The sequence below is a fragment of the Psychrobacillus sp. NPDC058041 genome (assembly GCF_042885655.1).
GTDB lineage: Bacteria > Bacillota > Bacilli > Bacillales_A > Planococcaceae > Psychrobacillus.
In genome coordinates this window covers 75,214-100,806 of the sequence record NZ_JBHVRO010000005.1, presented here as the reverse complement: position 1 = coordinate 100,806, position 25,593 = coordinate 75,214, and the positions used below count along the sequence as shown (strand labels likewise).

The following is a 25,593-nucleotide window of genomic DNA, read 5'->3' as shown; positions in this document are numbered from 1 at the left end:
GGTCATCTGTCAGCGGTTATCGAGCTTTAACTCACAGATTTTGCTATCTAGTTGTTGCATCACGACGACATGCATTAATAATCGATGTATAAAAGTCTTGGAAAATTGGGTTACTTAGGGTCTTTGTTAGTGCAATAAGTTTGACTTGCATGTTTGAAGAATAAGTTTCCAAAATAGTGACAGCTCCCGATTCGATTTCTTTTTTTATTCTGTTTGTCCCTATGATACCAAGACATTGACGGTTGAGAACTCCATTTTTAATCGCTTCATCACTATTACAGTGTATAGTATTTGGAAAATGCGCTCTCTTTTTTAATATTTCAAATTTAATTAAAGGAACCCTTTGATCAACCAAAACCGGATATTTTGCTATGTAATTTTCTGTTTGAGAAGTGTCATTAGCCACATCACTCGAAGCAAACAGCACTAAGTTATTATAATCAATGCATTGGGAGGAAATATCGGAGTTTAAAGGTCGTTCATTGATAATAGCAAAATCCATCTCATTAAGAATTACCTTTTTTAGTGCATCATCACTGCTATTGACGCAATAAACCTCTATCGAAACATTTTGATCCTTTTTTTTAACATTTACTATTTGAGGAAGTAAAAAGCGATCACAATATTCATCTAATCCACAAACGCGAATGATTTGTTTTTCACCTTTAGATTCCTCCATTTTCCTTTGTAGAGTAAACAGTTCATTTAATATATTTTTTGAATGCTCATATAGAATTTCACCAGATTTAGTTAACTTTTTTCGATTGTCTACTCTCTCAAAAAGAGGTAAGCCAATCTCATCTTCTAGTTGCTGTAGATGTTTTGAAACAGTAGGTTGTGAGTAATTAAGACGCATAGCTGCTTGTATTAAATTTTGTTCTTCTACTACAATTTGAAATGTCTGAAGGTGTCTAATTTCCACTAAATAACAACCTTTCCTGTTTATTTTGGCAGCTATATATTATATAAAAAGATTATATAGTGATAACTGAATTATTTTAATAGAAATATAACACGAAATATTAAAAATAGTAATATTGAATATTCTTTTTTTGAATATCAGTGATCAATAATTAGGATAAAATGAAAGCGTTGACAAATTTAAATATTTTCAAAATTCAATTTTAATTGGAAGGATGATTACAACTCAGATTGTTTAAAGAGTTAATTCATAGTAGGACAAGTTGATTTTTACATAAACGATAAAGGAGTGTTAAGTTTGAGTACTGCTAAACCATTAAATGTTGAAGAAAGCACTGAAAAGAAAAAAAAGAAAAAAGGCGGGTTAAGTGCCTACGTTCTGATGTTTTTAATTATTGCCACTATTACTCTGTTAACCTATGTGATACCTGCGGGTCAATACGAGAGACATGAGGAAAATGGCAGAACCATTATAGACCCTACAAAATTTGAATACGTAGAAAAAACTCCTGTAGGATTACTAGACATGTTTAATTCTTTTCACCATGGTATGGTAAACGGCGCTCCGATTATCCTATTTGTTTTACTATTTGGCGGTGCACTTGGGATTATGCAAGCTACAGGATCCATTGATGCTTTAATTAGATTTACTGTGCAAAAATTTGGTTCAAGAAAAAAATTGATTATTCCTGTTATGGTGTTACTTTTTTCATTACTTGGTACGCTAATTGGATCGGCTGAAGACTCCTTGGTCTATATTGCAATCATTGCTCCGATGGCTATTGCATTAGGCTTTGATGCGTTAACAGGCCTTGCGATTGTTTTTCTTGGGATGCTAGGTGCTGGATTTACATCAGGAATTACGAACCCTTTTACAATTGGAGTTGCTCAAACAGTAGCTGAACTTCCTATGTACTCAGGAATTGGCTTACGTATTGGGATTTACGTTGTTTTTTATATTTTGTCAGTTGTCTACATTTGGAGACATGTTAATAAGATAGAAAAAAATCCGGCATTAGCCGTATACGGGAAGTTTAACCCAAACGAAAGCGTTAAGTTTGAAAACAATTTCAAGTTGGGTAAAAGACATGCGATTTCGCTTTTAGTCTTTTTAGGCTGCTTTATTGCCCTTATCTATGGTGTTATTAGTCTTGAATGGTATATCAGTGAAATAGTAGGAGTTTTCTTACTAGGTGCCATTGTTATGGCGCTTATTGGAAAACTTTCTGGAAATGAAATTACAGATGCATTTTTAAAAGGTTGTTCTGAAATGATTCCAGGTGCGATGATAATTGGTGTTGCGAATACAATTCTAGTCGTTCTTACATCCGGTCAATTATTAGATACTATATTACATACTGCCTCTGGTTTACTTGGCGGCCTACCGCCTAGCGTTACAGCCATAGGAATGGCGGTTGTAAATTTCTTTATCCATTTCCTTGTTCCATCTGGAAGCGGACATGCATCCTTAGTTATGCCTATTATGGCACCGTTAGCAGATTTAGTCGGTGTAACGAGACAAACTGCTGCGTTTGCTACTGTAATGGGTGGAGGAGTTTCTAATTTAATTATTCCAACAGGTGGCGTGCTACTTGCGGCTCTTGGTATGATGGGAATTCCTTATTCCAAATGGGCAAAATGGATATTGCCATATGTTCTTATTCAGGTTGTAATTGTTGTAATCTTTTTAATCATTGCTCAAGCTATTAATTATGGTCCGTTTTAATAAAAAGAATCATAAAGAAGTGAGTTCCTTCTGCTGAATGAAGTTAAATAAATAATATTTTCTAAAGAGGTGAATGTATTGGATTATCGTGATGCTCTATCAAAAATTATTGAAGAGAAACGACATAAATTGATTGCAGTAAGTGATCAAATTTGGGACTATGCTGAAACAGGCTTTGAAGAGTTTCAATCAGCAGAATTATTATGTAAAACTTTAGAAGAAGAAGGTTTTACTGTTGAAAAAGGTGTAGGAAATATCGATACCGCCTTTATCGGCAGCTTTGGGACAGGGAAACCGATTATTGCTGTATTAGGTGAATTTGATGCCTTGACTGGTCTAAGCCAAGTTGGTGGTGAAACTGAGTATAATCCAGTAATACCAAATGGCAATGGGCATGGCTGTGGACATAATCTACTTGGTACAGGTGCATTAGCAGCTGCAATTGCGATCCGTCATTATTTAGAAGAAAACAATCTAGAAGGAACGGTTCGTTACTACGGGTGTCCTGGAGAAGAAATTGGTAGCGGAAAAACCTTTATGGTAAGAGAGGGACTATTTGATGATGTAGATTTTGCTGTATGCTGGCATCCATGGTCTCGAAATGCCGTTTGGTCCATGTCATCACTTGCCTGTTATGAAGTTTCCTTTAGATTCAGAGGAAAAAGTGCTCATGCCGCTGCTAGCCCATATCTTGGAAGAAGCGCACTTGATGCAGTTGAACTAATGAATGTGGGTGTAAACTATTTACGGGAACATATTATTCCTGAAGCAAGAGTTCATTACGCTATAACTAATACAGGTGGATTTTCACCAAATGTCGTTCAAGAAAAGGCAGATGTATTATATTTTATTCGAGCACCACGTGTATCCCAAACAGAAGAAATCTATCAACGCATTTGTGATATTGCAAGAGGCGCTGCTCTTATGACCGGAACACAATTAGAAATAGACTTTGCTTCTGCTGCCGCTGATATATTGCCAAATAATACATTAGAAAAAGTAATGCATGATAACTTTGTTGCTTTAGGCGTTCCTCAGTATGATGAAAAGGAAGTCCAATTTGCAAAGGCTATTAGAGCAACTCTATCTGAGGCAGATAAAAGAGAAGATATTAAGGCCAATAAAGAACTAGAAGGAAAAGATTTAGCGGACGTCATTGATCCATTTATTCCTTCAAATGGGGTATTGCCAGGCACAACTGATGTTGGCGATGTGAGCTGGATTGTCCCTACCGTACAATGTTTGGTAGCGTGTGAACCAGTCGGAACTCCGCTTCATACTTGGCAGGTGGTTTCAACTGGAAAAACCTCAATTGCTCATAAAGGAATGCTTCATGCTGGTAAAGTCATGGCAGCAACTGCAATTGAAGCCCTGCATAACCCTGATATTCTTGAAAAAGCGAAGCTAGAATTAATTGAACAACGAAATGGTGAAGACTATGTGTCACCCATTCCGCCTGAAGTTAAAAAGTATAAACTTCAGACAGTACAAAAATAGATTAAAAAGCTTATAAATCCTGTTGCATTATACATACACCACTTGATCTTAAGTGGTGTATTTTTTTCGTTTGCCCTGTATGTCTATCGCTAGGTGGTTCATATTTTTAACAACGATTAAAATTTCGAAGAGGATGTAATCGTTATATGAAAATATGTGCAAAGTGTCAGAAAGCATTTGAATGGGATGTATTTGGATAGGAATTTATAAGTACGAAAATGTCTATTAGATTTTGAGCTTCAAAGAGAGTATATTAGTAATATTATTAGGCATCTAATTCATAGCGAACAGCACGAAAATAGAATGGAGGAATATATATGTATAGCTTCAAGAACGATTACAGCGAGGGAGCGCATCCTAGAATTTTACAGGCTTTAGTAGATTCAAACTTTGTACAAGAAGAAGGTTATGGAGGCGATAGCTTTACTCAAAAAGCAATCGAGCTTTTGAAATCGAAATTAGGGAGACAGGACGTTGATATACACCTACTATCGGGAGGAACCCAAACAAATTTAACGGCAATTTCCGCTTTTCTTCGACCGCATGAAGCGGCGATCGCTGCTAGTACAGGTCATATTTTTACGCATGAAACAGGTGCAATTGAAGCTACTGGACATAAAGTCATATCGGTAGAAACGAAAAATGGAAAACTAAATCCTACTCTAATAAAAGAAGTTTTGGACCTACATACAGATGAACATATGGTAAAACCAAAGTTGGTTTACCTATCAAATTCAACAGAAATAGGCTCTATCTACATTAAGAGTGAACTGACGGATTTAAGCGATTTTTGTAAAGAGCATAATCTTATATTATATATGGATGGTGCAAGACTCGGGTCAGCGTTGTGCTCCCATGAAAATGACTTGAAGTTAAGTGACATCTCGACACTTGTAGATGCTTTCTATATTGGTGGGACTAAGAATGGCGCTCTTTTAGGCGAGGCATTAGTCATTTGTAGAAATTCATTAAAAGAAGATTTTCGTTTTCATTTGAAGCAAAAAGGAGCTCTTCTAGCAAAAGGGAGACTATTAGGTATTCAATTTTATGAACTGTTCCGGGATGATTTATTTTTTGAATTGGCTCAGCATGCGAATAAGATGGCAGCCATTCTTAGGGAAGCATGTAACAATGCCAATTTTTCATTTTTGACCCATTCTCCATCCAATCAAATCTTTCCGATATTACCGAACGAACTGATTGCGGAGCTTCAAAAAAATTACTCGTTTATCGTATGGGAAAAGATTGATTCCACACACTCTGCGATTCGATTAGTAACATCATGGGCAACAAAAGAGGAAGAAGTAAGAGCATTTGTTGAGGAAATAAAGAAGAATATATAGATAAAAATGTCCCTGTGTGAAACACAATTCTGAATAGTGTCTGACACAGGGACAAAAACAATTCACTTTGCTATTTCAAACAGATGAAACTTCAAACCATATGGATCTGCAATCATCACGCTCTTTTCAGCGAACTTCTTCGTAATAACACAATTATTTTCTAATAGAAGATTCATAGCCGCTTCAAATTCCTCTACAGCAAATTCAAAGAATGTATTGTTTTCCGTGCTTTCTTCAAGGAAGAAGTTAGTACCACTCATTGAAAACTTTGTTTCCTTCTCTAAAGTTTGTTCACTTTTCATCCCTAAAATGTTCTCATAGAATTCAACGGCATTAGGATAATCGGTAACACCTACTGCAATATTGTTTGTTAATTGGAATAGGGAGCGACTGTTTAAATTCTGTTTGGCAACGACATCATTTGAACCGGATGGAAGTAAATCAAACAATGGCCAAGTCAAACAAAAATCGTCGCCAGGTCCAAATGGTGCTTGTGCAATTAAATAAATATTACCCTCGTTATCTTTACGGAAAGTGGACACGCCGGGATGGTGATACTTCCCATTTTGAAAGCCCATATCTTCTGTAAAAGTACTCTCTTTTGTTGAAATCATAGGAAACTGCCATTTCCGGCTTGCTGAAAAATCCTCTTGCACTTCAGGTGTATCTGGAGAAGCTAAAACGAAGCCCGCTTTGGCAATTAAATGATGAAACACACCATTAATTCCGTCCGCCCACATGGTGCAGTAAGAACAACCTTTTCCCATATTATGAACGACAATTAATTCCTTCTTGTTGCCAAACAACTCACATAAGGTAGTTTGCTGATGAGTGGATGTAGTGAATTCATAATTATGAACAACTCTTTCTGGTACGGACATTCTTAGCTCCGTAAGTTTTTTTTTCTTCTCAAGAATTTCATTTTGAAGCGCTTCAATTTGGGATTTTAAATCGGACGACATAAGATTCAGCTCCTTTTCGAATACTATACTTATTCACTAACGCATAACCTTTTTCCTTCATAAAACGATCTCTTGTGGTAGAAACAAATTAGAGGAAAATAAATATGTTTGATTATTCAAGAACAACTAAAAAGATTGTGCTTAATATGTCTGCTTAAGTTTCTTAATAGTATAGGATGGTCAACGGGGATTGAAATTTGGAGTTCTCGCAGAGGAGAGATTGGGGAAATGTAGGAGTAAAATGAATAAGTAGATATCGCTACCTGACACGAGTAGTAATATCTACTTATCTATGTTTCTTAGTTTCATTATTAATCTAAAGTCTCCCCTATGCGACAACTGTTTGTAGTAATAGCTTCAATAACTCATCTAATGTTTCTGGTAGTTGCACTGGTAAACCTATTGGACTCTTCATTTCTATTCCTCCTTGAATCTCGTATTCTATTACTAATATAGTCAATCTAGTTCGAGTTTATACATAAAATTTGAAGAAAATATTAAAAAATTTGATAATCTCTTAAAAAAGATTATCAATTTAAATTACTTAGATTTCTACTCAAATCTATTTCTTCATTTTCTTCACTGCTTCTCTTCTACTATTCATCCTAGAGATTACTTTTCCACGCTAAATCTATAGTCTCAGAGATGTGAATTCAGTATTTAAAATCATCTGGGGTGGAACAGAAGAGAAATATCTATTTGACGTTTCCACAAGTATTCTATATCATAAAAAGGTACCCGAACTTAATCGGGAGAGGTTCATAGCTCATACCCTCTATAAAAAACTATGGATACATGACTATTCGCCATGTCCATATTTGGACGTGGCTTTTTTGTTTTTATCCTCATAAGTTTGCAATAGAATGTTTGTAGATACCTCTTTTGAAAAGTGCTGGGAAACTTTTTAATGGGAGGTTTTTTTATGTCTGGAAGAAGTCATGAAGAAGGTTTAAAGGATTTAACATTGTTAGGTAATCAAGGTACACAGTATTCATTTGATTATGCACCAGAGGTATTGGAGTCGGTAGATAGTCTTCATTCTAATCGTGATTACTTCGTGAAATTTAATTGTCCAGAATTCACTAGTTTATGCCCGATTACTCAACAGCCTGATTTTGCAACGATGTATATTTCGTATATACCGGATAAAAAAATTGTAGAAAGTAAATCTCTAAAATTATATTTATTTAGTTTTAGAAACCATGGTGATTTCCATGAAGATTGCGTCAACATCATCATGGACGATTTAATTAAGCTACTTGATCCAAGGTACATAGAGGTTTGGGGAAAATTCACACCACGTGGGGGAATTTCCATTGATCCATGGTGCAACTATGGAAAACCAGGTACCAAATACGAAGAGATGGCAAATTTCCGTTTGATGAACCATGATCTGTACCCAGAAAAAATAGATAATCGATAATTGAGAAATTGAATAGTCCACATGCGAAGAAAGAGGTTTTTAGCTACCCTCTTTAAAAAACTAAGAAGAAAACAGCATTCTTTTTAGGGTGCTGTTTTCTCGTTATAAGGGAGTTTTACAGATGAAGCAGGAAAAAGCAATTATTGTGTTTAGTGGAGGTCAGGACAGCACGACTTGTCTGTTCTGGGCAAAAGAACGTTTTAAAGAGATAGAGGCAGTGACTTTTGATTATGGTCAAAGGCATAGCCTTGAAATTGAATGTGCGAAGGAGATAGCAAGGGAACTCGGTATCAAGCATCATATTCTTGATATGTCGCTCTTGAATCAGCTTGCACCGAACGCATTAACAAGGAATGACATAAAGGTAGAAGACGGTGAAGAAGGTGAACTACCATCGACTTTTGTTCCTGGACGAAATCTGCTCTTTCTTTCATTTGCTGGAGTTTTAGCGAGCCAAGTAGGAGCAAAGCATATCGTGACTGGAGTTTGTGAAACAGATTTTAGTGGATATCCTGATTGCCGAGATATTTTTGTTAAATCCTTGAACGTATCGTTAAATTTAGCTATGGACGATACCTTTGTTATTGATACGCCACTGATGTGGTTGAACAAGGCACAGACATGGGAACTTGCCGATCAACTTGGGGCGCTTGAATTTGTTCGAGAAAGAACATTGACCTGCTATAACGGTGTAATAGCAGATGGCTGCGGTGAATGCCCAGCTTGTAAGCTCCGCAAAAAAGGGCTTGATGAGTATTTAAGCTTCAAGAAGGAGTCTTAAGGCATGTCTGATTTTAGAATTGTCGAGAAGCTCCAAAAAATAGAGGAAGACATTCAAAGCAGTCAATTGAGCTATCATTCCAAGCGTATTCTCGTGAGTAAGGAATTTACCTTTGATGCTGCTCATCATTTACACAACTATGAGGGGAAATGTAAAAACCTTCATGGCCATACGTATCGTGCCGTTTTAGGTTTGAGTGGATACACGGATGAACGTGGTTTGATGATTGATTTTGGCGATATAAAAGAAATATGGAAGCAAAAAATAGAGATTTATTTGGATCATCGCTATTTAAATGAAACCCTTCCACCGATGAATACGACAGCAGAGAACATCGTTGTTTGGATCTATCAAAAGCTGGTAGAGGCACTGCTTGATTACCAACGAAATAATGGGGCACGTGTAGAATTTGTCAGATTGTATGAAACTCCGACAAGTTATGCGGAAGCGAGACGGGAGTGGATGGAAGTTGAGTAAGGTACCCGTTATGGAGATTTTTGGACCAACGATTCAAGGCGAAGGAATGGTAGTGGGCCAGAAGACAATGTTTGTGCGAACTGCCGGTTGTGACTACTCCTGTTCCTGGTGTGACTCATCGTTTACGTGGGATGGCAGCGGTAAACACCTTATTGTCCAAATGACAGCAGAAGAGATTTGGTCTGAGTTGAAACGTCTTGGAGGCAGTGGTTTTTCATTTGTTACGATTTCTGGTGGAAATCCAGCACTCCTTCGAAATTTGGAAGCACTCATAGCTATTTTAAAAGAAAACGAGATAAAGATCGGAGTGGAGACACAAGGAAGCAAATGGCAGGATTGGCTGTATGATATCGATGAATTGACGATTTCACCAAAGCCCCCTAGTTCAGGAATGACCACGGACTTTACTATGCTCTCTGATATTATCGGCAAACTTAAAAATAGAAACAGTGGGCAGCATATATCCCTCAAAATAGTCGTTTTTAATCAAAAGGATTATGATTATGCCAAACAAATTCACCTTCGATACCCGACGATTCCTTTTTATCTTCAGGTCGGTAATGATGATATCACGACGACTGACAATCCCCAGTTGATCGGCCATTTATTAGAAAAATATGAAGAGCTGATAGACTGGGTAATTGCGGATGATGAATTAAGAGATGTCAAAGTACTTCCACAGCTACATGCCCTTGTTTGGGGAAATAAAAGAGGGGTTTAGTGGTCTACAACAAAACTGTATTTAAATTTACTTGAGGAGCAACATCATGAGAATACTATTCTATTTAATATCGATTGTCACCGCTAATGTGGTAACTGCAGCATTTGCACCATTACATCTTGGAATGTTTATCATTCCTATGGGAACTCTTCTGATCGGAGCGACTTTTATTCTCCGAGATCTTGTACAAAATAAACACGGGAGAGCAAAGACATACTTGTTTATTATTACAGCTTTGGCATTATCCGCGTTAGTTTCATTCATACTTGGGGACACATTATTAATTGTGGTGGCATCGGCACTTTCATTTGTTGTCTCTGAGACAGCTGACACAGAGATCTATACACGATTAAAACTACCAATGGCTTGGCGTGTTTTCTACAGCGGAATCGTTGGAGGATTTCTTGATTCTGTTATTTTCGTCATAATCGGCTTGAGTCCGCTTGGAGCCAACATACTGCCTTGGGAAGCTGTACCAGCTGCTATTTTTGGACAAATTATGGTGAAAACTATTATTCAAATGTTCGGTGCACTGATTTGGAATCAAGTTCATGTAAGTAAGGCAAGACGTCTTATTTCAGAATAATTGTATGAAAAAGACCTATTCACATTGAATAGGTCTTTTCATATTGAATTCGAAAAGTGTCTAACAGAAAGTCAGATCAGCGCTTAAATCTCTCCCAAAACACCTTTAACTAATTCAACAAATTTAACTCTTACTTTACCAGCAACTTCAATTACTTCGTCGTGATTTAAAGGCTGATCTAATATTCCACATGCCATATTCGTTAAGCAAGAAATACCTAGTACTTTCATATTTGCGTGAGTTGCAACAATCGCTTCTGGTACTGTCGACATACCTACAGCGTCTGCTCCTAATGTGCGGATCATACGGATTTCAGCAGGAGATTCGTAGGCTGGGCCACTCCACCAAGCATACACACCTTCTTGTAAGGACATGTTTTGTTCGTTCGCTACTTTAGTTGCGATATTACGTAGATCCTTATTATACACTTGGGATAAATCAGGGAAACGAGTTCCTAATTCATCATTATTTGGTCCCATTAACGGATTAGTTCCAACTAAATTAAGATGATCCGTAATTAACATCAAATCTCCTGGGTTAAAACTTGTATTAACAGCTCCACATGCATTTGTAATAATTAAATTTTCTATTCCTAGTGCTTTCATTACACGTACTGGAAAGGTTACTTCATCTAATGAATATCCTTCATAATAATGAAAACGACCTTTCATAGCCGCTACGATCTTACCATTCAATTCTCCAATGACAAGTTCGTTTGCATGTCCAATAGCTTCAGACTTTGCAAAGTGAGGAATTGCGCTATAAGGAATTTGGACAGGATTCTTTATTTCATCCGCGAGTGTTCCTAAACCTGAACCAAGGATTAGTCCAATCACAGGTTGGTAATCGGTCTTGCTCATAATAAAATCTTTAGCTTCTAAAATATCTTGCATGTTGTGCATCAATAATTCCTCCTTGAAACGTAAAAACAGTTTAACAATAAAATTTTACGGGAGAGAAGGAGTATTGTAAAGAAAACTTCATAAATATCTCTTATATAGAAAGGGTTTGTGACACTTTTTCCAGTTTGAAATATTTATGATTTAGAGGGAGTTCCAAAGGAGGTATAGTCTGTGGTTGTGCAAGTACCTAAGTAATACAAAATAGCCCTCCAATCGAGCAGTCTCGGTCGGAGGGTTACTTATAAAATTATTCTAAAAATCCTTAAACCCCAAATCTCTGTCTATATCCGCACTTCCTACACATTTCTTCCACAGCTTCTCTTCGCGTAAACCCGTCGTAAAGAGCATTTGCTCGTTCTCCCTCTACAATTTCAGAGAAAGAGGTTTTATTGATATTCCCGAGATTAATCACGCCTTCACCGTCTAAACAACAAGGGACAACGGTTCCATCCACAAGAATGGCTGCTTGACTGCGAAGGGCATGACAAAATCCTTTTCCGTCATCCTCTGGTGCGAGTAAACTAGGCCATTGGAATTCGTGGTCTTGGTTAATATAGATTCGCTCTGCAATTTTAATCCCACTGCCTGGCACTACTTTTTCTTCAATCTTGTAATCTAGGTCAAATTCTTTTTCCAAGATTTCTAATGTCTCTTGGTTTCTTCTTTTATCTTCATTCGTTGCATTTTCTCGTTGAAGATTCCATAATCGGAAGGAAATAATGACACCTTGTTCTGCCGCTTCTTTGGCAAACTCTAGAATGGTGGACAAATATTGCTCTCGATTAGTTGATCCTTCATGTCCATCAAAACTATGAAGGGAGAAGTTCATTTGACGTAGCGCAGGTTTACCTAATAACTTATGTCTATTTTTCTTAATAAGAGTTCCGTTTGTCGTTATATTTACTTTAAATTCTTTGGCATGAGCAGCATCTAACAATTGATCGATTCTAGGATGGAGAAGAGGCTCTCCCTTCACATGAAGATAAATATACTTCGTATGAGGTCTAATCTGGTCTAATATGTTATTAAATGCATCTAATTTGATAATATTCGCCTTTCTACTTGTGGGAGGGCAGAAGCTACATGCAAGATTACATACACTTGTAATCTCGATATACATTTTTTTGAATGTTTTCAAGGTTTATTCACCGTTCCAGTTCTGATTTATTAAAATGACTACACTCATTTTAACAGATTACATACTTTATTGAGCATATTGTTTTAGGTTTTCAGTGCGAAAGAATAAGTACATGAAAAAACCTGCCTCCGAAAGAAGTCAGGTCTACTCATTTGCTATTAAAATTCGATTTTGTCTGGATCTGGGCCAATGCGTTCATTTGTTGCGATTGCATCTATAGCGGCTTGATCTTCCGAAGATAATTCAAAGTCAAATACGTTTAAGTTCTCTTGAATACGACTTGGTGTCACTGATTTTGGTAAGGCCACGTGACCTGATTGCAAATGCCAGCGAAGTACGATTTGGGAAGGTGTTTTTTCGTATTTATTCGCCAATTCATGGAACAAGTCGATCTCCATGAATTTCCCTTGCATCAATGGGCTCCATGCTTCAACATGAATACCTTCGCCTTTCAAATACGCTACGAAATCTTTTTGAGGCAACTGAGGGTGCAACTCGATTTGATTGACCATCGGCGTCATTAAACCGGCTTCCTTCAATTGTTCCAGATGATGCTGCTTGAAGTTAGATACCCCAATTGCTTTTACTTTTCCTTCTTCATATAACTCTACCAGTGCTCGGTAAGCTTCTACTATACCATCCACTGGCCAGTGCAATAAGCATAGGTCTAGGTAATCGGTATGTAAACGGTCCAACGATTCTTGGAACGCCTCTTTTGTACGCCCAGCACGAATGTCGTCATTCCAAATTTTAGACGTTAGGAATATGTCCTCACGTGCTACGCCAGAAGCAGCGATACCTTTTGCAACACCTTCCTCGTTCTTATAAACGGCTGCAGTATCAATATGGCGATAACCTACACGTAAAGCTTCTTCAACTGCCCCCGGCGCCTCTGTGTCGTTATCAACTCGCCAAACTCCAAAACCAATTTGTGGTATTTTAATGCCATTACTAAGTGTAATAAAATCCATGTATCTCTCCCCTTTCTTTGATTTTATATTACCATTTGCCGGTTTTATAAACCAATAAGATGTATCTACTAAAATAATAATAATTCTATTAATGTATTGATAAGAAAGGTGACCGCTCATTATGTCATTAGAAATAATTCGAAACGATATTACGAAAATACGAGTCGATGTTATTGTAAATGCAGCGAGTATTTCCCTTCAAATGGGGGAGGTGTGAGTGGTGTAATTTTTAGCACAGCTGGTGCCAAACAATTGCAAGAAGCGTTGGACAAAGCCTTGTATGAATTACGGATACCAATTGCCAGCAGAAAAGAAGACAAAGAAAAAAACTCAGAATCCATAAATAGATTCTGAGTTTTTATTAAAGATGACCCCTACGGGATTCGAACCCGTGTTACCGCCGTGAAAGGGCGGTGTCTTAACCGCTTGACCAAGGGGCCCAAACATCTGGCGGAGAAGGAGGGATTTGAACCCTCGCGCCGGTTACCCGACCTACACCCTTAGCAGGGGCGCCTCTTCAGCCGCTTGAGTACTTCCCCGTATGAATTAAGCTTTAGCTCATAGAAGGAGCTAAAGCTTAATTATAATGTAAGCGGGTGAAGAGAATCGAACTCTCATCATCAGCTTGGAAGGCTGAGGTTTTACCACTAAACTACACCCGCAAGAATGGTGGCTCAGGACGGAATCGAACCGCCGACACAAGGATTTTCAGTCCTTTGCTCTACCGACTGAGCTACTGAGCCTCTACGATTTACGCTAAGCTGCGCATTTCTTCGTCAGCTGCATGCTTATCCTAAATCTAAAAAATAATAAATGGCGGTCCCGACCGGGATCGAACCGGCGATCTCCTGCGTGACAGGCAGGCATGTTAACCGCTACACCACGGGACCATTTGGTTGCGGGGACAGGATTTGAACCTGTGACCTTCGGGTTATGAGCCCGACGAGCTACCGAACTGCTCCACCCCGCGACAATAATATACTTAGTAAAGTAATAATAACATAAACTAACAACAAAAAATTATATTTTCGAAAATAATTTAAAAAATGGAGGAGGAAGAGGGATTCGAACCCCCGCGCGGTATGACCCGCCTGTCGGTTTTCAAGACCGATCCCTTCAGCCAGACTTGGGTATTCCTCCAATATTGTTTAGCTAATAACTAATTATTAGCGACAAGATATATTATAAAACGTTTTGCATAAAAAAGGCAATACTTTTTTAAAAAATAGTATTAAAAGAATAAACACAAAATATTTCATTATCTAATTAACTGCAGTCTTAACCTAAAAAATATACCTCCAATTCTATTGGAGGTACTGATAAAACTCTAAATTAGTTTTTTTGCAAGTAACTACTCGTTGAATTATACCTTTGTACAAAAGTTATTAACTGATATATTAATCGTTTATAATTTCATCATATCCAATCAAATTATCTACATGGCTCGCAATCATCGCAATAATTGTATTAACCTCTTCTTTTTTAAATGAAAAAGTACTTTCATCTTCAATAAGTTCCGTATCTTCTACCAAAATTCGGTTGACCCTTCGGAGAACTCCATCTCCGTTTGCACTATCTATTCCAAATTGATAGGTCACCTCTATCTTATCTTCTATGTGAAAAGCTGTAACCTCAGGGGTTTCCCATTCAACATCTATTTCTTCAAGCGTGACTTCTTCATCAAGAACTTCATATTCATTGCTATTTTCATCTACATAAAATACTTCATCCATATCATCCATAAATTCATGAAACATTTCATGAACAGCTTCGACTACATCGGTAATATCCTCCAAAATAATTCTTGTAGGCTGTTGGAGAGTCACATCGAAGCTTTCAACATAAAACTCTTCATTATATGGGTCAAATAGAAGTGTGCAAAAGTAATCTCTTTCATCTTCTTCGGTACCGACAAAAAATTCTATTCGCGGATGTTTTGACCCACGATTGATATTCATATGGCCAACTTGGTCATACTTTTCACAAATGGATTCCAAATTATCCTGTAGCTCTCCCGTTACCCTGTTAAACCATTCCAAGGTCATGTCATTACCGCCTTTTTTCTTTTTTTTTTCCTCATTTAGGTTGTCCTATTTTGGTACGTTTATTACATGTTATTTTTTTTATTCTCCAGAAAAGGATAGTTTTAATTAGATTGGGGACGCTATATTTTGTGCGACCTTATTAAAAAGAAGGAGGAATAAAAGTGCCACGAAACAACCCAAAACCGGATGATCGATCAGATAATGTTGAAAAGTTACAAGAGATGGCGAAAAATACAATTGGAAACATGGAAGCCGCTGAAGAAACCATGGCTTTCCTGGATGGTGATGAAAAAGAAGTACTGAGACAAAAAAATGAACGTCGTAAAAAGAGTCTGGAAGGTTTTAGACAAGAAATTTTAGATGAAGCTGCAGCACGCAAAAATGGCTATTCTGGCGATCATTAATATACTTTGAAAAGATTTAGAAAGAATAATTTATGCCATCAACCTAGTGTTGATGGTATTTTTTCATGACGTAATTACCATAAAGAGAATTGATTTCCGCCTCTATCAACAGTCCTAATCCTCAAAAACCTACCGGTAAGAAGTAGCCAATGTTTTTCTGCAAGGAGTAAACGCAAGAGCAAATGTCTCGTCTAAAGCACTTTGGAGGATGTAGTAATATACCTTTCTTTTATTAAATAATCATAGCGAGTTTATTTCTGGACAAACTAAGAAAAAGAAAGTGGCATGAGGTGAAAGTTATGATAATTGAAAAGTCGACTGAGTGGAAAGAGGGATTCATAAAAAGACTGGAAAATCTGGAACCTTGGCAAAATTGGACATTATACAATATGAGCTACGATGTGATGAAAACTAACTTGGTTACAAACTTCACAGGTCTTCAATCTCCGAAATATTTACCCAATTTAACTCCTCTAGTCCATCAATTGGAAGCGGCTGAAACGGTAATTGAAAGGATGAACGGAAAAGCAATTCTTGCAGACGAAGTTGGTCTTGGTAAAACCATTGAAGCTGGTTTGATATTGAAGGAATACCTCATTCGTGGACTTGTAAAAAAAGCGTTAATATTAGCCCCTGCTTCACTTATCAATCAATGGGTAGAAGAAATGAATTATAAATTTTACATTCCTGCGATTCCTTATAAAAAAAATACTCCAATAGATTATTACGATATAGTTGTCATGAGCATGGATACGGCTAAAAAAAGCCCACATAAGGAACTCATTTATGCACAGGAATACGACATGATTATTATCGATGAAGCACATAAACTAAAAAATCATAAAACAAAAATTTACGAGTTTGTTCAAAGCTTGAAGAAGAAGTTTTGTTTGTTGTTAACTGCTACTCCGATTCAAAACGATGTATTCGAGCTATTTTATCTCATATCCTTGTTAAAACCAGGGCATCTAGGTAATTATGAGACGTTCCAATCCTCTTTCTCTGCAAGTAAACACAACTTAGAGCATGATGATTATTTGAAAGAATTGGTTAATCAAGTCATGGTACGAAATAGAAGGCAGGACACGGAAGTTGAATGGACAAATCGTCGTGTTCAAATTATTCCAATAGAATTTACTGAAAAAGAAAGAGAAGTTTATGATCTAATATTAAATCTAAAAAATGTTTCATCCATTTTTTCAGGCGCCTTCTCCATGATTACGCTGCAAAAGGAAATGTGTAGCAGTAAAGAAGCCACATATTTGACTTTAAACAAAATGCGACAAAACTGTGTTGAGCCTAATGAAATTGAATACGTAGAAGGGATTATTCAAAAGTTGATGGCACTGGAAATAAATTCGAAAGCGGAAAAAGTATTTGAAATTATTTCTCATGCAAATGATAAAGTCATTATTTTCACTGAATATAAAGCCAGTCAAGCTTATTTACAGTGGTACTTAAATTCAAAAGGAATTTCAAATGTTCTTTTTAATGGACAATTTAACAAAAATAAGCGAGATTGGATGAAGTATCTATTTAAAGAACGTGCCCAAGTACTAATTGCAACTGAAGCAGGAGGGGAAGGGATTAACCTTCAATTTTGTCACCATGTTATAAACTATGATTTACCTTGGAATCCAATGAAGTTAGAACAACGTATTGGACGTGTACACCGTTTAGGTCAAGAGCATGACGTTCATATATACAATTTAGCAATTGATAACACAATTGAAAAAGACATATTGGATTTGCTTTACGTTAAAATTGATGTTTTTGAAAAAGTAGTGGGTGAGTTAGATGATATTTTATCAGCATTCAAAAAAACTATTTGAGGAGGATAAACATGTACCCACAACAAGTTCACGGCTATTTACAAAAATTCTTTGAGGAAAATAATTGCCATATTTTAAACAATAATGAGAACTACATGACCATCCAACTAACAATTGATATGGATAAAAAAATTATGAATCGTCCTTATTATTGGCAGTACTTAGAAAGTACAAATGGCGTTCCTAGCCCAGCTCAATTAACTTTAATCACTGATCAAAATAAAATGAAGGATGATATTAAGGGGGAAGTCGTGCACTTTGGTTCCCCTCGTCTTAGTCAACTGTTTTTGGTGACTAAAGAATTAGGTTCCTTTGTCCAAATGTTTGAGAAGATAGGAGAGCTTGAGACTAATGTTATTTTAACCCCTTGGCTAGGGGTGAATTACAAAGTTTCGTATTATAGCGACCAAACGAAAGAAATGGTTTATTCTTTAGGGATAAATTTAATAAGAGGGGAAATTATAGATGGATTCCATGAATCATTAAGTCAAGTGGAGTTGGATGCAATTATGACCGGAGATGCATTTCAATTACCGTTTATTATTAAGCCAGTCCGCGGATTAGAGCGATTAGATGAGGTGATTGAAAATATCATACAAAAAGATGATCATTCTTGGGCTGAAGAGGCAAAAAGTAGATGGAAAAAGGATTTGGAAGTACTAGAGTACTTCTATGAAGGTATTGAAAATAAGCCAGAATGTTATGAGTTGGAGAAAATGGCATTAGAAGAACAATACAAACCGAAAATTAAGCTTGAAATTATTAACGGTGGATTATTTTATAAGAGATAGGATGGGGTCCTTCTATTTAGGTAAGAAAATTTACTACGCTGCATTGTCGAGCTCGCCTAATCTAGGGTCAAAAGAAAAAATAAGGGAATCGGATGATCAGAGGGTGACAATCGGATGATCAGAGTGCATAATCGGATGATCTAGGGTGATTATCGGATGATCGGCACATAAAATTGGATACTTGTCGAAGTGGCACCCAAGACAGGTCATACAGTCATTGCAACATGATGTTCAATGACTGTATGTTCTGCATTGTAGTTAACGCTTCTTTCGCACCAAAAATTATTTCGTATTTGGTAATAGTCTATTCAATAGGATTGCTGCTATAGCAGCTGTTGCTACAGGTGAATTGAATAAATATTGTAACACGGTTGGTAACGAGTATAGAAAATCTTTGGGTATTAATGTTAAAGCTAATGTTAAAATCATTGGTACTGCGATGACATACATTTCTTTTTCGCCTATTTTTTCGTTTTTCATTACTTTCAGACCGCTAATCGCAATCACACCACAAACGATTACGAAAACACCACCAATAACAGCGGAGGGAACTGCAGAGATTAAAGCAGATAATTTACTTGAAAAACCAAATAATACAAACCATGCACCGGCAGCGATAAAAACACGACGACTAGCAACACCAGTTATGGAAATAATCCCAGCATTAGTTGAGTAACCAGTAACAGGAGTTGTCCCCAATAAGGAAGCGACCAAACACCCAATGCCTTCACCAATAACGCCTCGGTTGATATTTTTTTCCGTTAACGGTTTATCAATTACATTACTTACAGCGAACCATGTACCAGTTGTTTCTGCCATTAGAACAACATATATAACAACCATCGTAATAATTGCAGAGGGGTTAAAAGAAAAAGTAAAATCGACAAAAGGGATTTGTGGCAAGCTAAACCATTTTGCCTCTCCAACAGCAGATAAATTCAGTACTCCCATAAAACTTGCGGCTATACAACCAGCGATAAGTGAGATAATGACAGAAGCAATACGGAAAACTCGACCCTTCTTTCCGAACAAAGACCCTAACATTACACATAAAATGAGCGCAGCTCCTGAAATAAGAGCCAAACATATATTTTGTGCAACAGTAGCACCAGCGGCATTGTAAATATTGTCATTTAATGCAACAGGCATTAAAGAAAGACCGACTACGAAAATAATCGTACCACCAACGATTGTAGGAACAAAAGATGTTATCAGTTTATTGAAAATGCCAGTAAAGCCCAAAATGATTATTAAAACAGAAGCTATTAAACTAGCACCTAAAACAGTACCCCAACCATTTGTACCACCTCCACTAGCTGCATAAATTCCTACGATTGCACCAATAGGAATAAAAGAAGGACCTTGAGCAACAGGTAACTTCATACAGAAATATGTTTGTACAATTGTTGCGATTCCAGCAGCGATAAAAGTAGATTGAATTAGTGCAGTTGATTGTCCAGCTTGTAAGGAGATTAGCATTGCTATGATAAAAGGGACAACGTAAACGTCCATTGCAAGGACATGTTGTAATCCGAGTAAAAGAGATTGACCTAGAGAAACTTTTTCATCTGGCCCAACTGTTAGGCGGTTGTTGTTATTGTTAGTAAGCTTATGTGTTGGCATTTCCATTGTATATGAACACCTCGAAGTTTTTATTTTTGTATTACAATCTTGAATGAACTTTTTCTCCTTGAACCCACACTTCACGAATATTCTCAGGTCGAACAAGATACATTATTTTTTGGAAAACATCATTTAAATCTTCCTTGTCATTAAAAATGGGTAGTTTTGCAGATGTTATTTTGGTATCAATTACTTGAACATCCCAAGTGTAATTTTTTGCTAAACGTCCAATTGGTAAGCTTAAACTTTGACCGCCGCCAGCAGTTGCAAAGTAGAATGCTTCATTTATCGTGATGCGTGAAGCTAGAACGCCTCGCTCATTTGCTGGAAGAGATGGGTTCACCCCATCTTCTAACATTCTTGAGGACATAACAGCTTGTCTAGCATTATCGAAAAGACTCGGTGAAAAGCCACCTGAAATATCTGATCCTAAACCAATCTCCACACCTTTTGAATGTAGATGAGCAATAGGGATAACGCTATTGGCAAAGTAAGCATTAGAAATTGGACAATGAGCAATGGCAGTCCCCGTTTCGACAAATAGATTTGCATCCTCTTCATCTAGAAAATTACAATGTGCCATTATAGACTTATCGCTTAATAGTCCAAAACCATTCAGTGCAAAGGCATCGTTCTTTTGAAACCGCTCTTTAACGTAACCATGAGCCCAGTCACTTTCGCTACAGTGCGATTGAACATAAGTATCATATTTAGCAGCGAGTTCACCTAAACCTTTTAAAGCATCGTCGGTACAGCTTGGAATAAAGCGAGGTGTGACAACTGGGTATACCCCTTGCTTAGTTGTTTTTGCTAATTCTTTAACAGCTAAAATAAATTCTTCCGTATCAACCAATGCAGTTTGCGTATCCGCATCTCGATAAAATGATGGGTTTTGTTCTGGATCATCCATCACAACCTTCCCAACTAGACCGCGTTGGCCTTTTTCTGCACATATTTTAGCTAGTAACAAACTTGCTTCTTTATGAACAGTTGCAAAATAAAGTGCAGTCGTTGTTCCATTTGCGAGCATGGTACTTACTACATCTTCATAAACATTTTTTGCGAAAACTAAATCTGAAAACTTAGATTCTAGCGGGAAAGTATAAGTATTTAGCCAGTCATTAAGTGGAATATCTAATGCTGTTCCGGATTGCGCCCATTGCGGAGCATGAACATGCAAATCGACAAAACCTGGTAAAAAATATTGACCATCAGTTAAACGATGAAAATTTTCTTTTCCTTGATAAGCATCTAGCAAGTCTTGATAGTCTGTATCATCTGGAGCAACTACTTTCTCAATTATTCCGTTGCTATTAATACAGAAAAGATAGTTGTGTAAGAATTCCACTTCTTTTGATGATTTACTAGTAAAAGCAGTTCCTTGAAAAATTTGCGTATATTTCCTCATATATTCCACCTTAATGTTCGTATTTTGAAAACTTATTGGCTATTATAGAGCAAAAAAAATATCTGGTATATATAAAAAACGTATATTTATTTATTTTTTTAAAAAAATGTTTGTGTTTTGTAATATTTTTAGAAAATACTAGATTTTTTGATTACAATTCAAGTTAAATTATTGTAATTTTTAGATTTTTTATATAACTTTTACTCTATTTTAGGTATAATTTGTAGTGGTTTTCATAAGCGAGGTAGGTTTTCGTTAACAATCATTGGCTGAAAAACATAAATGTGGATTTGTAGTGAAACAATTGGAATTAGTAATTATTAGACATGGGCAGTCGGAAGCAGATGTATTAGGAGTACATGAAGGAAGAGCAGATTTTCCTTTAACAGAGCTTGGGGAGCATCAAGCAAAGTTGCTCACTAATTATGTAGCAACCCATTTTCCGCCAAACGTTATTTTAACTAGCCCTTTAATGAGAGCGAAAAGTACCGCTTCCATACTAAAAGAAGGCATTGGATGTGAATTAATTGTAGAGGATGACTTAATGGAATTAAATAATGGTGTACTCGCGGGGCTTTCTAGGGAAGAGGCGGCTATTAAATATCCATTACCCCAGAATGGAAGACCGGTTCATTTACCAATTGAAGACGGAGAGTCAGAATTGGAACTTCGTTTTCGAGCAGAAAGGGTTTTTCATACAATTATTTATGACTATAAAGAATATGAAAGAGTGGCTATTATTTCTCATGGAGGACTAATCTCGCATTTATTAAAAGCGTTTCTTCGACAGCCTAATTCTAGTGATTTTGCATATGCAACAGGTGATACAGGTATTCATTTATTGGAGATTAAAGAGAGTGTGAGAGTTATAAGGTTTCTGAATAGACAAGAACACTTAAACTAAAAAGGGGTGAAATGTTTGATCCTACATACAAGTATTTTAGGTAAGGGAAAACCAGTTGTATTCTTGCATACTGGTTTACAAACAGGGTTAACTGATTTCGAATTCCAAAGAGAGTATTTCAGTAAAAACTATCAAGTTTTTTCACCAGATTTAAGAGGACATGGCCAATCTAAAACGAATTATATTCAAAACTTCTTTGAGGATTGTGCAAAAGATCTATTGGAAACAATAAATTATCATAACCTAAAAACCATTCATTTAGTAGGTTGTTCTTTAGGTGCACTAGTCGCTATTAAATTTGCCAAAATGTATCCAGAGAGAATGAACACATTATCTATTTCTGGAATTATGCCAGTGAGACCAAGTAATTGGTTGGAGATACATGAACAAGATGTGGAATCACAGGCGAATGTACTTAATAGCCAAGAAGTGACTAATTATTTCGATCAATTACATGCATCAGATTGGAAACAATTTATATACAAGGGAAGAGATGAAGGATGGTATCCGTTTGATGATGTAAACGAACTAAAAGAGTTTAACTTTCCAGTTCTTTTTATGGTGGGAGAAGGGAATCAAAATGAAACTATTGGTGCGACTTTACTTCCAAGATTAAATAAAAATGTACATGTTGCCATTATTCCATTTGCTTCGCACTTAGTGCATATAAATCAACCAAAAATATACACGGATGTACTGGAAGAGTTTATAATACAATTTGAATAAGAATCAATAAAAAATAACCCATCCAGCTAAAGGGATTAGCTGAAGGTACTGAAAAAGTGCCTATTATCCGATTTTACGAGACAAGATTGTCCTATAAGTAAGAAAATCGTTGAAACGGCACCCTTCCCGCGGACGTTGCTTCAGTCTCCTCGCTTCACTGCGGGGTCTTCAACTAAAGCTATTCCTGCAGGGGTGTCGCCTTTTTCAACGATTTTCTAGATATTTAAAAGGAGATTGTGGTAATGATTGAATTTATCCTTCTAGAGGACATTGAGAATCTCTAAAGTGACATTTAGAGTACCCTCGAAATGGCTATTAATAGGTAATAACTCATCTGTGCACCTGACTCGGACCTTCCATATACTTTATTTATATAATGTGGTTTCAAGGTCTCCGTCTTCGTGATAAATTGCGAGAATACCGTTATGATCATTGACATATGGCTTCGCTTTTTCGAGAATGTTTTCTTTTGTATTTTCTGTGAAAATGGCACGTTCACCACCAGATTTGATGAGTGCCCAGTCGTTCTTCCTCGAGATGACTTCGTATTTGGGGCGATCGTTGTTCTCCCCATTAATTGCTTTCCGTGCTTGGGCAGTGGCTATGGAAATTGCTCGACTTTCCCCATAATTCTCCTGTAACAATGCATTTGCAATTTCAATCGCTTTTTCTCTTACCGTCGGATCTAAGTTTTTCATCGAGTCAGGATAATCATTTTTGCTCCATGGCATTGCTATCTCCTCCTTAGAAATCGTTTTCCCGTTTCCCTATATATTAAACGTTGGGATTAATTTTGCTTTGTTAGTCTTAAATAAATGAAAATATTACAATTGTATCATTGTGTCGAAATTTGTCATTTAATTGATATATCCTTCTAATGTTTCTGCAATAGTGCTGTCATCTTCGGATGGTAAACTAAGTTTTGTTAGTGAAAAGGAGGAAATTCATCTTATGAAAAAACACATTATTGCACTAACGGCAATTGCAGCACTATCAGTAGGAGCGACAGGACAAGCATCCGCAGCAAGCGTTCACACGGTAGAAAAAGGAGATACACTTTGGGATATTTCTAAAGAAATGAATGTAAGTGTACAAGATTTACAAGATTGGAACAATCTCGATACAACGGTTATATATCCATCTCAACAGTTAAAGGTAGCTGATACATACAAAATTGTCTTAGGAGATACACTTTTTGATATTGCGAAAGAACATAATTTATCTGTCGATGATTTAATGGATCGCAATCAACTTACAAGTGATTTAATATTTCCTGGAGATGAATTAGTGCTTGAAGGAACAAAAATTAAAACAATTCAGCCTAAAAAAGAAGTAGCTTCCATACCTACGTCTAATCAATCTAATGCAACTAAACCAGTGGCAAAACCAGTGGCAAAACCAGTGGCAAAACCAGTAGCAAAACCAGTAGCAAAACCAGTAGCAGTAGCAAAACCAGTAGCAAAACCAGTAGCAGTAGCAAAAACAGTAGTACCATCTGAGTCTGCAACAAAAGAGATAACTGTTTCTTCAACAGCATATACAGCATCTTGTGCAGGGTGTTCGGGAGTAACATCAACAGGTATAGATTTACGTGCAAATCCGAACAAAAAAGTCATTTCTGTTGATCCAACAGTTATACCTCTTGGTTCCCATGTTTGGGTAGAAGGCTATGGAGAAGCGATTGCTGGAGATACGGGTGGATCGATTAAAGGAAATAAAATTGATATTTATATGCAGTCTAAACAAGACGCAATTAATTGGGGACGTAAAACGGTAAAAGTTAGAATTATAAAATAAGAATTTTATCAAGTATTCTAAATAACATGCTCCTAAAACAATATTATTTTGTTTTAAGAGCATGTTTTTTTGTGGAAAATAAAATAGGGACATATGTCCTTTCCAAAATATACGGATCTATCTTTAAATAGAGATAACAAGTCGAATGGGGGAAATGAAAAATGAGAGGGATCATGTTTGCGTTTTTAGCTGGGGCATTTATAACCCTACAAGGGGTTGCTAATGCAAGGATTAGTCAAGATATTGGTACATGGCAGACCGCTAGCATTACACAACTTACGGGATTTGTATTAGCGTTGATCATTGTGTTATTCGTACGAGATGGCAAATGGCAAATGTTTAAGCAAGTGAAACCGGTCTATTTAACTGGCGGAGCTTTGGCTGCTGTCATTATTTTTAGTAATATTACCGCGATTCATCAAATTGGAGCTACACTTACTATTTCCGCAGTGCTGATCGCACAACTTAGTTTGACCTTTGTCATTGATATTAATGGATGGTTTGGCGTAGAAAAGCGGAAAATGAAACTACCTCAGTTTATCGGTATGGGAATGATGGTAGCTGGTGTTGTGATTTTAGGACTTTGATAGCGATAAAAGGCTAGGAGGAAAAAAT

General features: G+C 36.7%; 25 protein-coding genes, 7 tRNA genes and 2 riboswitches. Of the genes, 16 read left to right on the top strand and 16 right to left on the bottom strand.

All coding sequences use genetic code 11. From position 1 onward, the window contains the following. Positions 1–43 precede the first annotated feature (43 nt). Positions 44–922, bottom strand: coding sequence for a LysR family transcriptional regulator (locus ACFVR1_RS09745; RefSeq protein ID WP_387583535.1), 879 nt, complete (start codon positions 920–922; stop codon positions 44–46). Positions 923–1,219: 297 nt separating this feature from the next. Between ACFVR1_RS09745 and ACFVR1_RS09740 the strand changes: the two genes are divergently transcribed. The 3 genes from ACFVR1_RS09740 (at position 1,220) to ACFVR1_RS09730 (ending at position 5,487) form a co-directional block, all read left to right on the top strand. Further along, positions 1,220–2,647, top strand: coding sequence for a YfcC family protein (locus ACFVR1_RS09740; RefSeq protein ID WP_387583532.1), 1,428 nt, complete (start codon positions 1,220–1,222; stop codon positions 2,645–2,647). 78 nt (positions 2,648–2,725) lie between these two features. Then, positions 2,726–4,144, top strand: coding sequence for a M20 family metallopeptidase (locus ACFVR1_RS09735; RefSeq protein WP_387583529.1), 1,419 nt, complete (start codon positions 2,726–2,728; stop codon positions 4,142–4,144). A gap of 317 nt (positions 4,145–4,461) precedes the next feature. Beyond that, positions 4,462–5,487 (top strand): threonine aldolase family protein, encoded by a 1,026-nt coding sequence (locus ACFVR1_RS09730; protein ID WP_387583527.1) that lies wholly within the window; start codon positions 4,462–4,464, stop codon positions 5,485–5,487. A gap of 62 nt (positions 5,488–5,549) precedes the next feature. On the opposite strand, the gene ACFVR1_RS09725 is transcribed toward ACFVR1_RS09730, so the two are convergent. Beyond that, the gene (locus ACFVR1_RS09725) at positions 5,550–6,449 is read right to left on the bottom strand and encodes a DUF899 family protein (RefSeq protein ID WP_387583524.1); all 900 of its coding nucleotides are present in this window, start codon (positions 6,447–6,449) and stop codon (positions 5,550–5,552) included. Positions 6,450–7,197: 748 nt separating this feature from the next. Then, a riboswitch (PreQ1 riboswitch) is annotated at positions 7,198–7,244 on the top strand. A gap of 127 nt (positions 7,245–7,371) precedes the next feature. On the opposite strand from ACFVR1_RS09725, the gene queF reads away from it, so the two are divergent. The 5 genes from queF to ACFVR1_RS09700 all read left to right on the top strand — a co-directional run bounded on the left by queF (position 7,372) and on the right by ACFVR1_RS09700 (position 10,437). Beyond that, on the top strand, positions 7,372–7,872 hold the full coding sequence (queF, locus tag ACFVR1_RS09720; RefSeq protein WP_387583522.1) for a preQ(1) synthase: 501 nt from the start codon (positions 7,372–7,374) through the stop codon (positions 7,870–7,872). Between the two features lie 26 nt (positions 7,873–7,898). After that, positions 7,899–7,942, top strand: a riboswitch (PreQ1 riboswitch). A 51-nt stretch (positions 7,943–7,993) separates the two neighbouring features. Further along, positions 7,994–8,653, top strand: coding sequence for a 7-cyano-7-deazaguanine synthase QueC (gene queC / locus ACFVR1_RS09715; protein WP_387583519.1), 660 nt, complete (start codon positions 7,994–7,996; stop codon positions 8,651–8,653). Positions 8,654–8,656: 3 nt separating this feature from the next. After that, on the top strand, positions 8,657–9,130 hold the full coding sequence (queD, locus tag ACFVR1_RS09710; RefSeq protein ID WP_387583517.1) for a 6-carboxytetrahydropterin synthase QueD: 474 nt from the start codon (positions 8,657–8,659) through the stop codon (positions 9,128–9,130). Further along, complete coding sequence (gene queE / locus ACFVR1_RS09705; RefSeq protein WP_387583515.1) at positions 9,123–9,851, top strand: 7-carboxy-7-deazaguanine synthase QueE; 729 nt, start codon at positions 9,123–9,125, stop codon at positions 9,849–9,851. The genes queD and queE overlap by 8 nt, the downstream gene beginning before the upstream one ends. Before the next feature lie 46 nt (positions 9,852–9,897). Then, positions 9,898–10,437: a VUT family protein gene (locus tag ACFVR1_RS09700; RefSeq protein ID WP_387583512.1), complete on the top strand. Its 540-nt coding sequence runs from the start codon at positions 9,898–9,900 to the stop codon at positions 10,435–10,437. Positions 10,438–10,520: 83 nt separating this feature from the next. On the opposite strand, the gene ACFVR1_RS09695 is transcribed toward ACFVR1_RS09700, so the two are convergent. From ACFVR1_RS09695 to ACFVR1_RS09685, 3 genes are all read right to left on the bottom strand, one after another. After that, positions 10,521–11,339, bottom strand: a complete 819-nt coding sequence (locus ACFVR1_RS09695; RefSeq protein ID WP_387583510.1) for a purine-nucleoside phosphorylase — start codon at positions 11,337–11,339, stop codon at positions 10,521–10,523. Positions 11,340–11,601: 262 nt separating this feature from the next. Next, positions 11,602–12,477 carry a radical SAM/SPASM domain-containing protein gene (locus ACFVR1_RS09690; protein WP_387583507.1) on the bottom strand — a complete coding sequence of 292 codons (876 nt, stop codon included), beginning with the start codon at positions 12,475–12,477 and terminating at the stop codon, positions 11,602–11,604. Positions 12,478–12,635: 158 nt separating this feature from the next. Further along, complete coding sequence (locus tag ACFVR1_RS09685; RefSeq protein ID WP_387583505.1) at positions 12,636–13,448, bottom strand: aldo/keto reductase; 813 nt, start codon at positions 13,446–13,448, stop codon at positions 12,636–12,638. A 213-nt stretch (positions 13,449–13,661) separates the two neighbouring features. Between ACFVR1_RS09685 and ACFVR1_RS09680 the strand changes: the two genes are divergently transcribed. After that, positions 13,662–13,802 carry a hypothetical protein gene (locus ACFVR1_RS09680; protein WP_387583502.1) on the top strand — a complete coding sequence of 47 codons (141 nt, stop codon included), beginning with the start codon at positions 13,662–13,664 and terminating at the stop codon, positions 13,800–13,802. A gap of 14 nt (positions 13,803–13,816) precedes the next feature. Here the strand turns inward: ACFVR1_RS09680 and ACFVR1_RS09675 are convergent. The 8 genes from ACFVR1_RS09675 to ACFVR1_RS09640 all read right to left on the bottom strand — a co-directional run bounded on the left by ACFVR1_RS09675 (position 13,817) and on the right by ACFVR1_RS09640 (position 15,493). Further along, positions 13,817–13,888: transfer RNA gene (locus tag ACFVR1_RS09675), tRNA-Glu, on the bottom strand. A gap of 8 nt (positions 13,889–13,896) precedes the next feature. Next, a tRNA-Ser gene (locus ACFVR1_RS09670) sits at positions 13,897–13,987 on the bottom strand. Between the two features lie 52 nt (positions 13,988–14,039). After that, a tRNA-Gly gene (locus ACFVR1_RS09665) sits at positions 14,040–14,110 on the bottom strand. 5 nt (positions 14,111–14,115) lie between these two features. Next, positions 14,116–14,191: transfer RNA gene (locus tag ACFVR1_RS09660), tRNA-Phe, on the bottom strand. A gap of 71 nt (positions 14,192–14,262) precedes the next feature. Then, a tRNA-Asp gene (locus tag ACFVR1_RS09655) sits at positions 14,263–14,338 on the bottom strand. A 3-nt stretch (positions 14,339–14,341) separates the two neighbouring features. Next, positions 14,342–14,418, bottom strand: a tRNA-Met gene (locus ACFVR1_RS09650). Between the two features lie 77 nt (positions 14,419–14,495). Next, a tRNA-Ser gene (locus tag ACFVR1_RS09645) sits at positions 14,496–14,588 on the bottom strand. A gap of 257 nt (positions 14,589–14,845) precedes the next feature. Then, a complete protein-coding gene (locus ACFVR1_RS09640) occupies positions 14,846–15,493 on the bottom strand; it encodes a hypothetical protein (RefSeq protein ID WP_387583499.1) in 648 nt (215 codons plus the stop codon). Positions 15,494–15,654: 161 nt separating this feature from the next. Here ACFVR1_RS09640 and tlp point away from each other — a divergent pair, with 161 nt between their 5' ends. The 3 genes from tlp to ACFVR1_RS09625 all read left to right on the top strand — a co-directional run bounded on the left by tlp (position 15,655) and on the right by ACFVR1_RS09625 (position 18,520). Further along, positions 15,655–15,897, top strand: coding sequence for a small acid-soluble spore protein Tlp (gene tlp / locus ACFVR1_RS09635; protein WP_387583496.1), 243 nt, complete (start codon positions 15,655–15,657; stop codon positions 15,895–15,897). 299 nt (positions 15,898–16,196) lie between these two features. Beyond that, a complete protein-coding gene (locus ACFVR1_RS09630; RefSeq protein ID WP_387583494.1) occupies positions 16,197–17,729 on the top strand; it encodes a DEAD/DEAH box helicase in 1,533 nt (510 codons plus the stop codon). Between the two features lie 11 nt (positions 17,730–17,740). Further along, positions 17,741–18,520, top strand: coding sequence for a YqhG family protein (locus ACFVR1_RS09625; protein WP_387583492.1), 780 nt, complete (start codon positions 17,741–17,743; stop codon positions 18,518–18,520). Between the two features lie 282 nt (positions 18,521–18,802). Here the strand turns inward: ACFVR1_RS09625 and ACFVR1_RS09620 are convergent, their stop codons facing one another. Beyond that, positions 18,803–20,149, bottom strand: a complete 1,347-nt coding sequence (locus ACFVR1_RS09620; protein WP_387583489.1) for a solute carrier family 23 protein — start codon at positions 20,147–20,149, stop codon at positions 18,803–18,805. 34 nt (positions 20,150–20,183) lie between these two features. Next, positions 20,184–21,551, bottom strand: coding sequence for a guanine deaminase (gene guaD, locus ACFVR1_RS09615; protein WP_387583487.1), 1,368 nt, complete (start codon positions 21,549–21,551; stop codon positions 20,184–20,186). 304 nt (positions 21,552–21,855) lie between these two features. Between guaD and ACFVR1_RS09610 the strand changes: the two genes are divergently transcribed. After that, positions 21,856–22,455 carry a histidine phosphatase family protein gene (locus ACFVR1_RS09610; RefSeq protein WP_387583912.1) on the top strand — a complete coding sequence of 200 codons (600 nt, stop codon included), beginning with the start codon at positions 21,856–21,858 and terminating at the stop codon, positions 22,453–22,455. 6 nt (positions 22,456–22,461) lie between these two features. Continuing rightward, positions 22,462–23,181 carry an alpha/beta fold hydrolase gene (locus tag ACFVR1_RS09605; RefSeq protein WP_387583484.1) on the top strand — a complete coding sequence of 240 codons (720 nt, stop codon included), beginning with the start codon at positions 22,462–22,464 and terminating at the stop codon, positions 23,179–23,181. 365 nt (positions 23,182–23,546) lie between these two features. Here ACFVR1_RS09605 and ACFVR1_RS09600 read toward each other — a convergent pair whose 3' ends face one another. Then, positions 23,547–23,912 carry a DUF2188 domain-containing protein gene (locus tag ACFVR1_RS09600; protein ID WP_387583482.1) on the bottom strand — a complete coding sequence of 122 codons (366 nt, stop codon included), beginning with the start codon at positions 23,910–23,912 and terminating at the stop codon, positions 23,547–23,549. Positions 23,913–24,132: 220 nt separating this feature from the next. Between ACFVR1_RS09600 and ACFVR1_RS09595 the strand changes: the two genes are divergently transcribed. Both ACFVR1_RS09595 and ACFVR1_RS09590 read left to right on the top strand, forming a co-directional pair. Beyond that, positions 24,133–24,978 (top strand): LysM peptidoglycan-binding domain-containing protein, encoded by an 846-nt coding sequence (locus tag ACFVR1_RS09595; RefSeq protein ID WP_387583479.1) that lies wholly within the window; start codon positions 24,133–24,135, stop codon positions 24,976–24,978. 161 nt (positions 24,979–25,139) lie between these two features. Further along, the gene (locus ACFVR1_RS09590; protein WP_387583476.1) at positions 25,140–25,565 is read left to right on the top strand and encodes a DMT family transporter; all 426 of its coding nucleotides are present in this window, start codon (positions 25,140–25,142) and stop codon (positions 25,563–25,565) included. Positions 25,566–25,593 lie beyond the last annotated feature (28 nt).

Coding starts and splice junctions, on each gene's coding strand:
- ACFVR1_RS09730 (WP_387583527.1), top strand. CDS start 4,462: ATGTATAGCTTCAAGAACGATTACAGCGAGGGAGCGCATCCTAGAATT.
- ACFVR1_RS09725 (WP_387583524.1), bottom strand. CDS start 6,449: ATGTCGTCCGATTTAAAATCCCAAATTGAAGCGCTTCAAAATGAAATT.
- queF (WP_387583522.1), top strand. CDS start 7,372: ATGTCTGGAAGAAGTCATGAAGAAGGTTTAAAGGATTTAACATTGTTA.
- queC (WP_387583519.1), top strand. CDS start 7,994: ATGAAGCAGGAAAAAGCAATTATTGTGTTTAGTGGAGGTCAGGACAGC.
- queD (WP_387583517.1), top strand. CDS start 8,657: ATGTCTGATTTTAGAATTGTCGAGAAGCTCCAAAAAATAGAGGAAGAC.
- ACFVR1_RS09700 (WP_387583512.1), top strand. CDS start 9,898: ATGAGAATACTATTCTATTTAATATCGATTGTCACCGCTAATGTGGTA.
- ACFVR1_RS09695 (WP_387583510.1), bottom strand. CDS start 11,339: ATGCACAACATGCAAGATATTTTAGAAGCTAAAGATTTTATTATGAGC.
- ACFVR1_RS09685 (WP_387583505.1), bottom strand. CDS start 13,448: ATGGATTTTATTACACTTAGTAATGGCATTAAAATACCACAAATTGGT.
- ACFVR1_RS09640 (WP_387583499.1), bottom strand. CDS start 15,493: ATGACCTTGGAATGGTTTAACAGGGTAACGGGAGAGCTACAGGATAAT.
- ACFVR1_RS09630 (WP_387583494.1), top strand. CDS start 16,197: ATGATAATTGAAAAGTCGACTGAGTGGAAAGAGGGATTCATAAAAAGA.
- ACFVR1_RS09625 (WP_387583492.1), top strand. CDS start 17,741: ATGTACCCACAACAAGTTCACGGCTATTTACAAAAATTCTTTGAGGAA.
- ACFVR1_RS09620 (WP_387583489.1), bottom strand. CDS start 20,149: ATGGAAATGCCAACACATAAGCTTACTAACAATAACAACAACCGCCTA.
- guaD (WP_387583487.1), bottom strand. CDS start 21,551: ATGAGGAAATATACGCAAATTTTTCAAGGAACTGCTTTTACTAGTAAA.
- ACFVR1_RS09600 (WP_387583482.1), bottom strand. CDS start 23,912: ATGCCATGGAGCAAAAATGATTATCCTGACTCGATGAAAAACTTAGAT.
- ACFVR1_RS09595 (WP_387583479.1), top strand. CDS start 24,133: ATGAAAAAACACATTATTGCACTAACGGCAATTGCAGCACTATCAGTA.
- ACFVR1_RS09590 (WP_387583476.1), top strand. CDS start 25,140: ATGAGAGGGATCATGTTTGCGTTTTTAGCTGGGGCATTTATAACCCTA.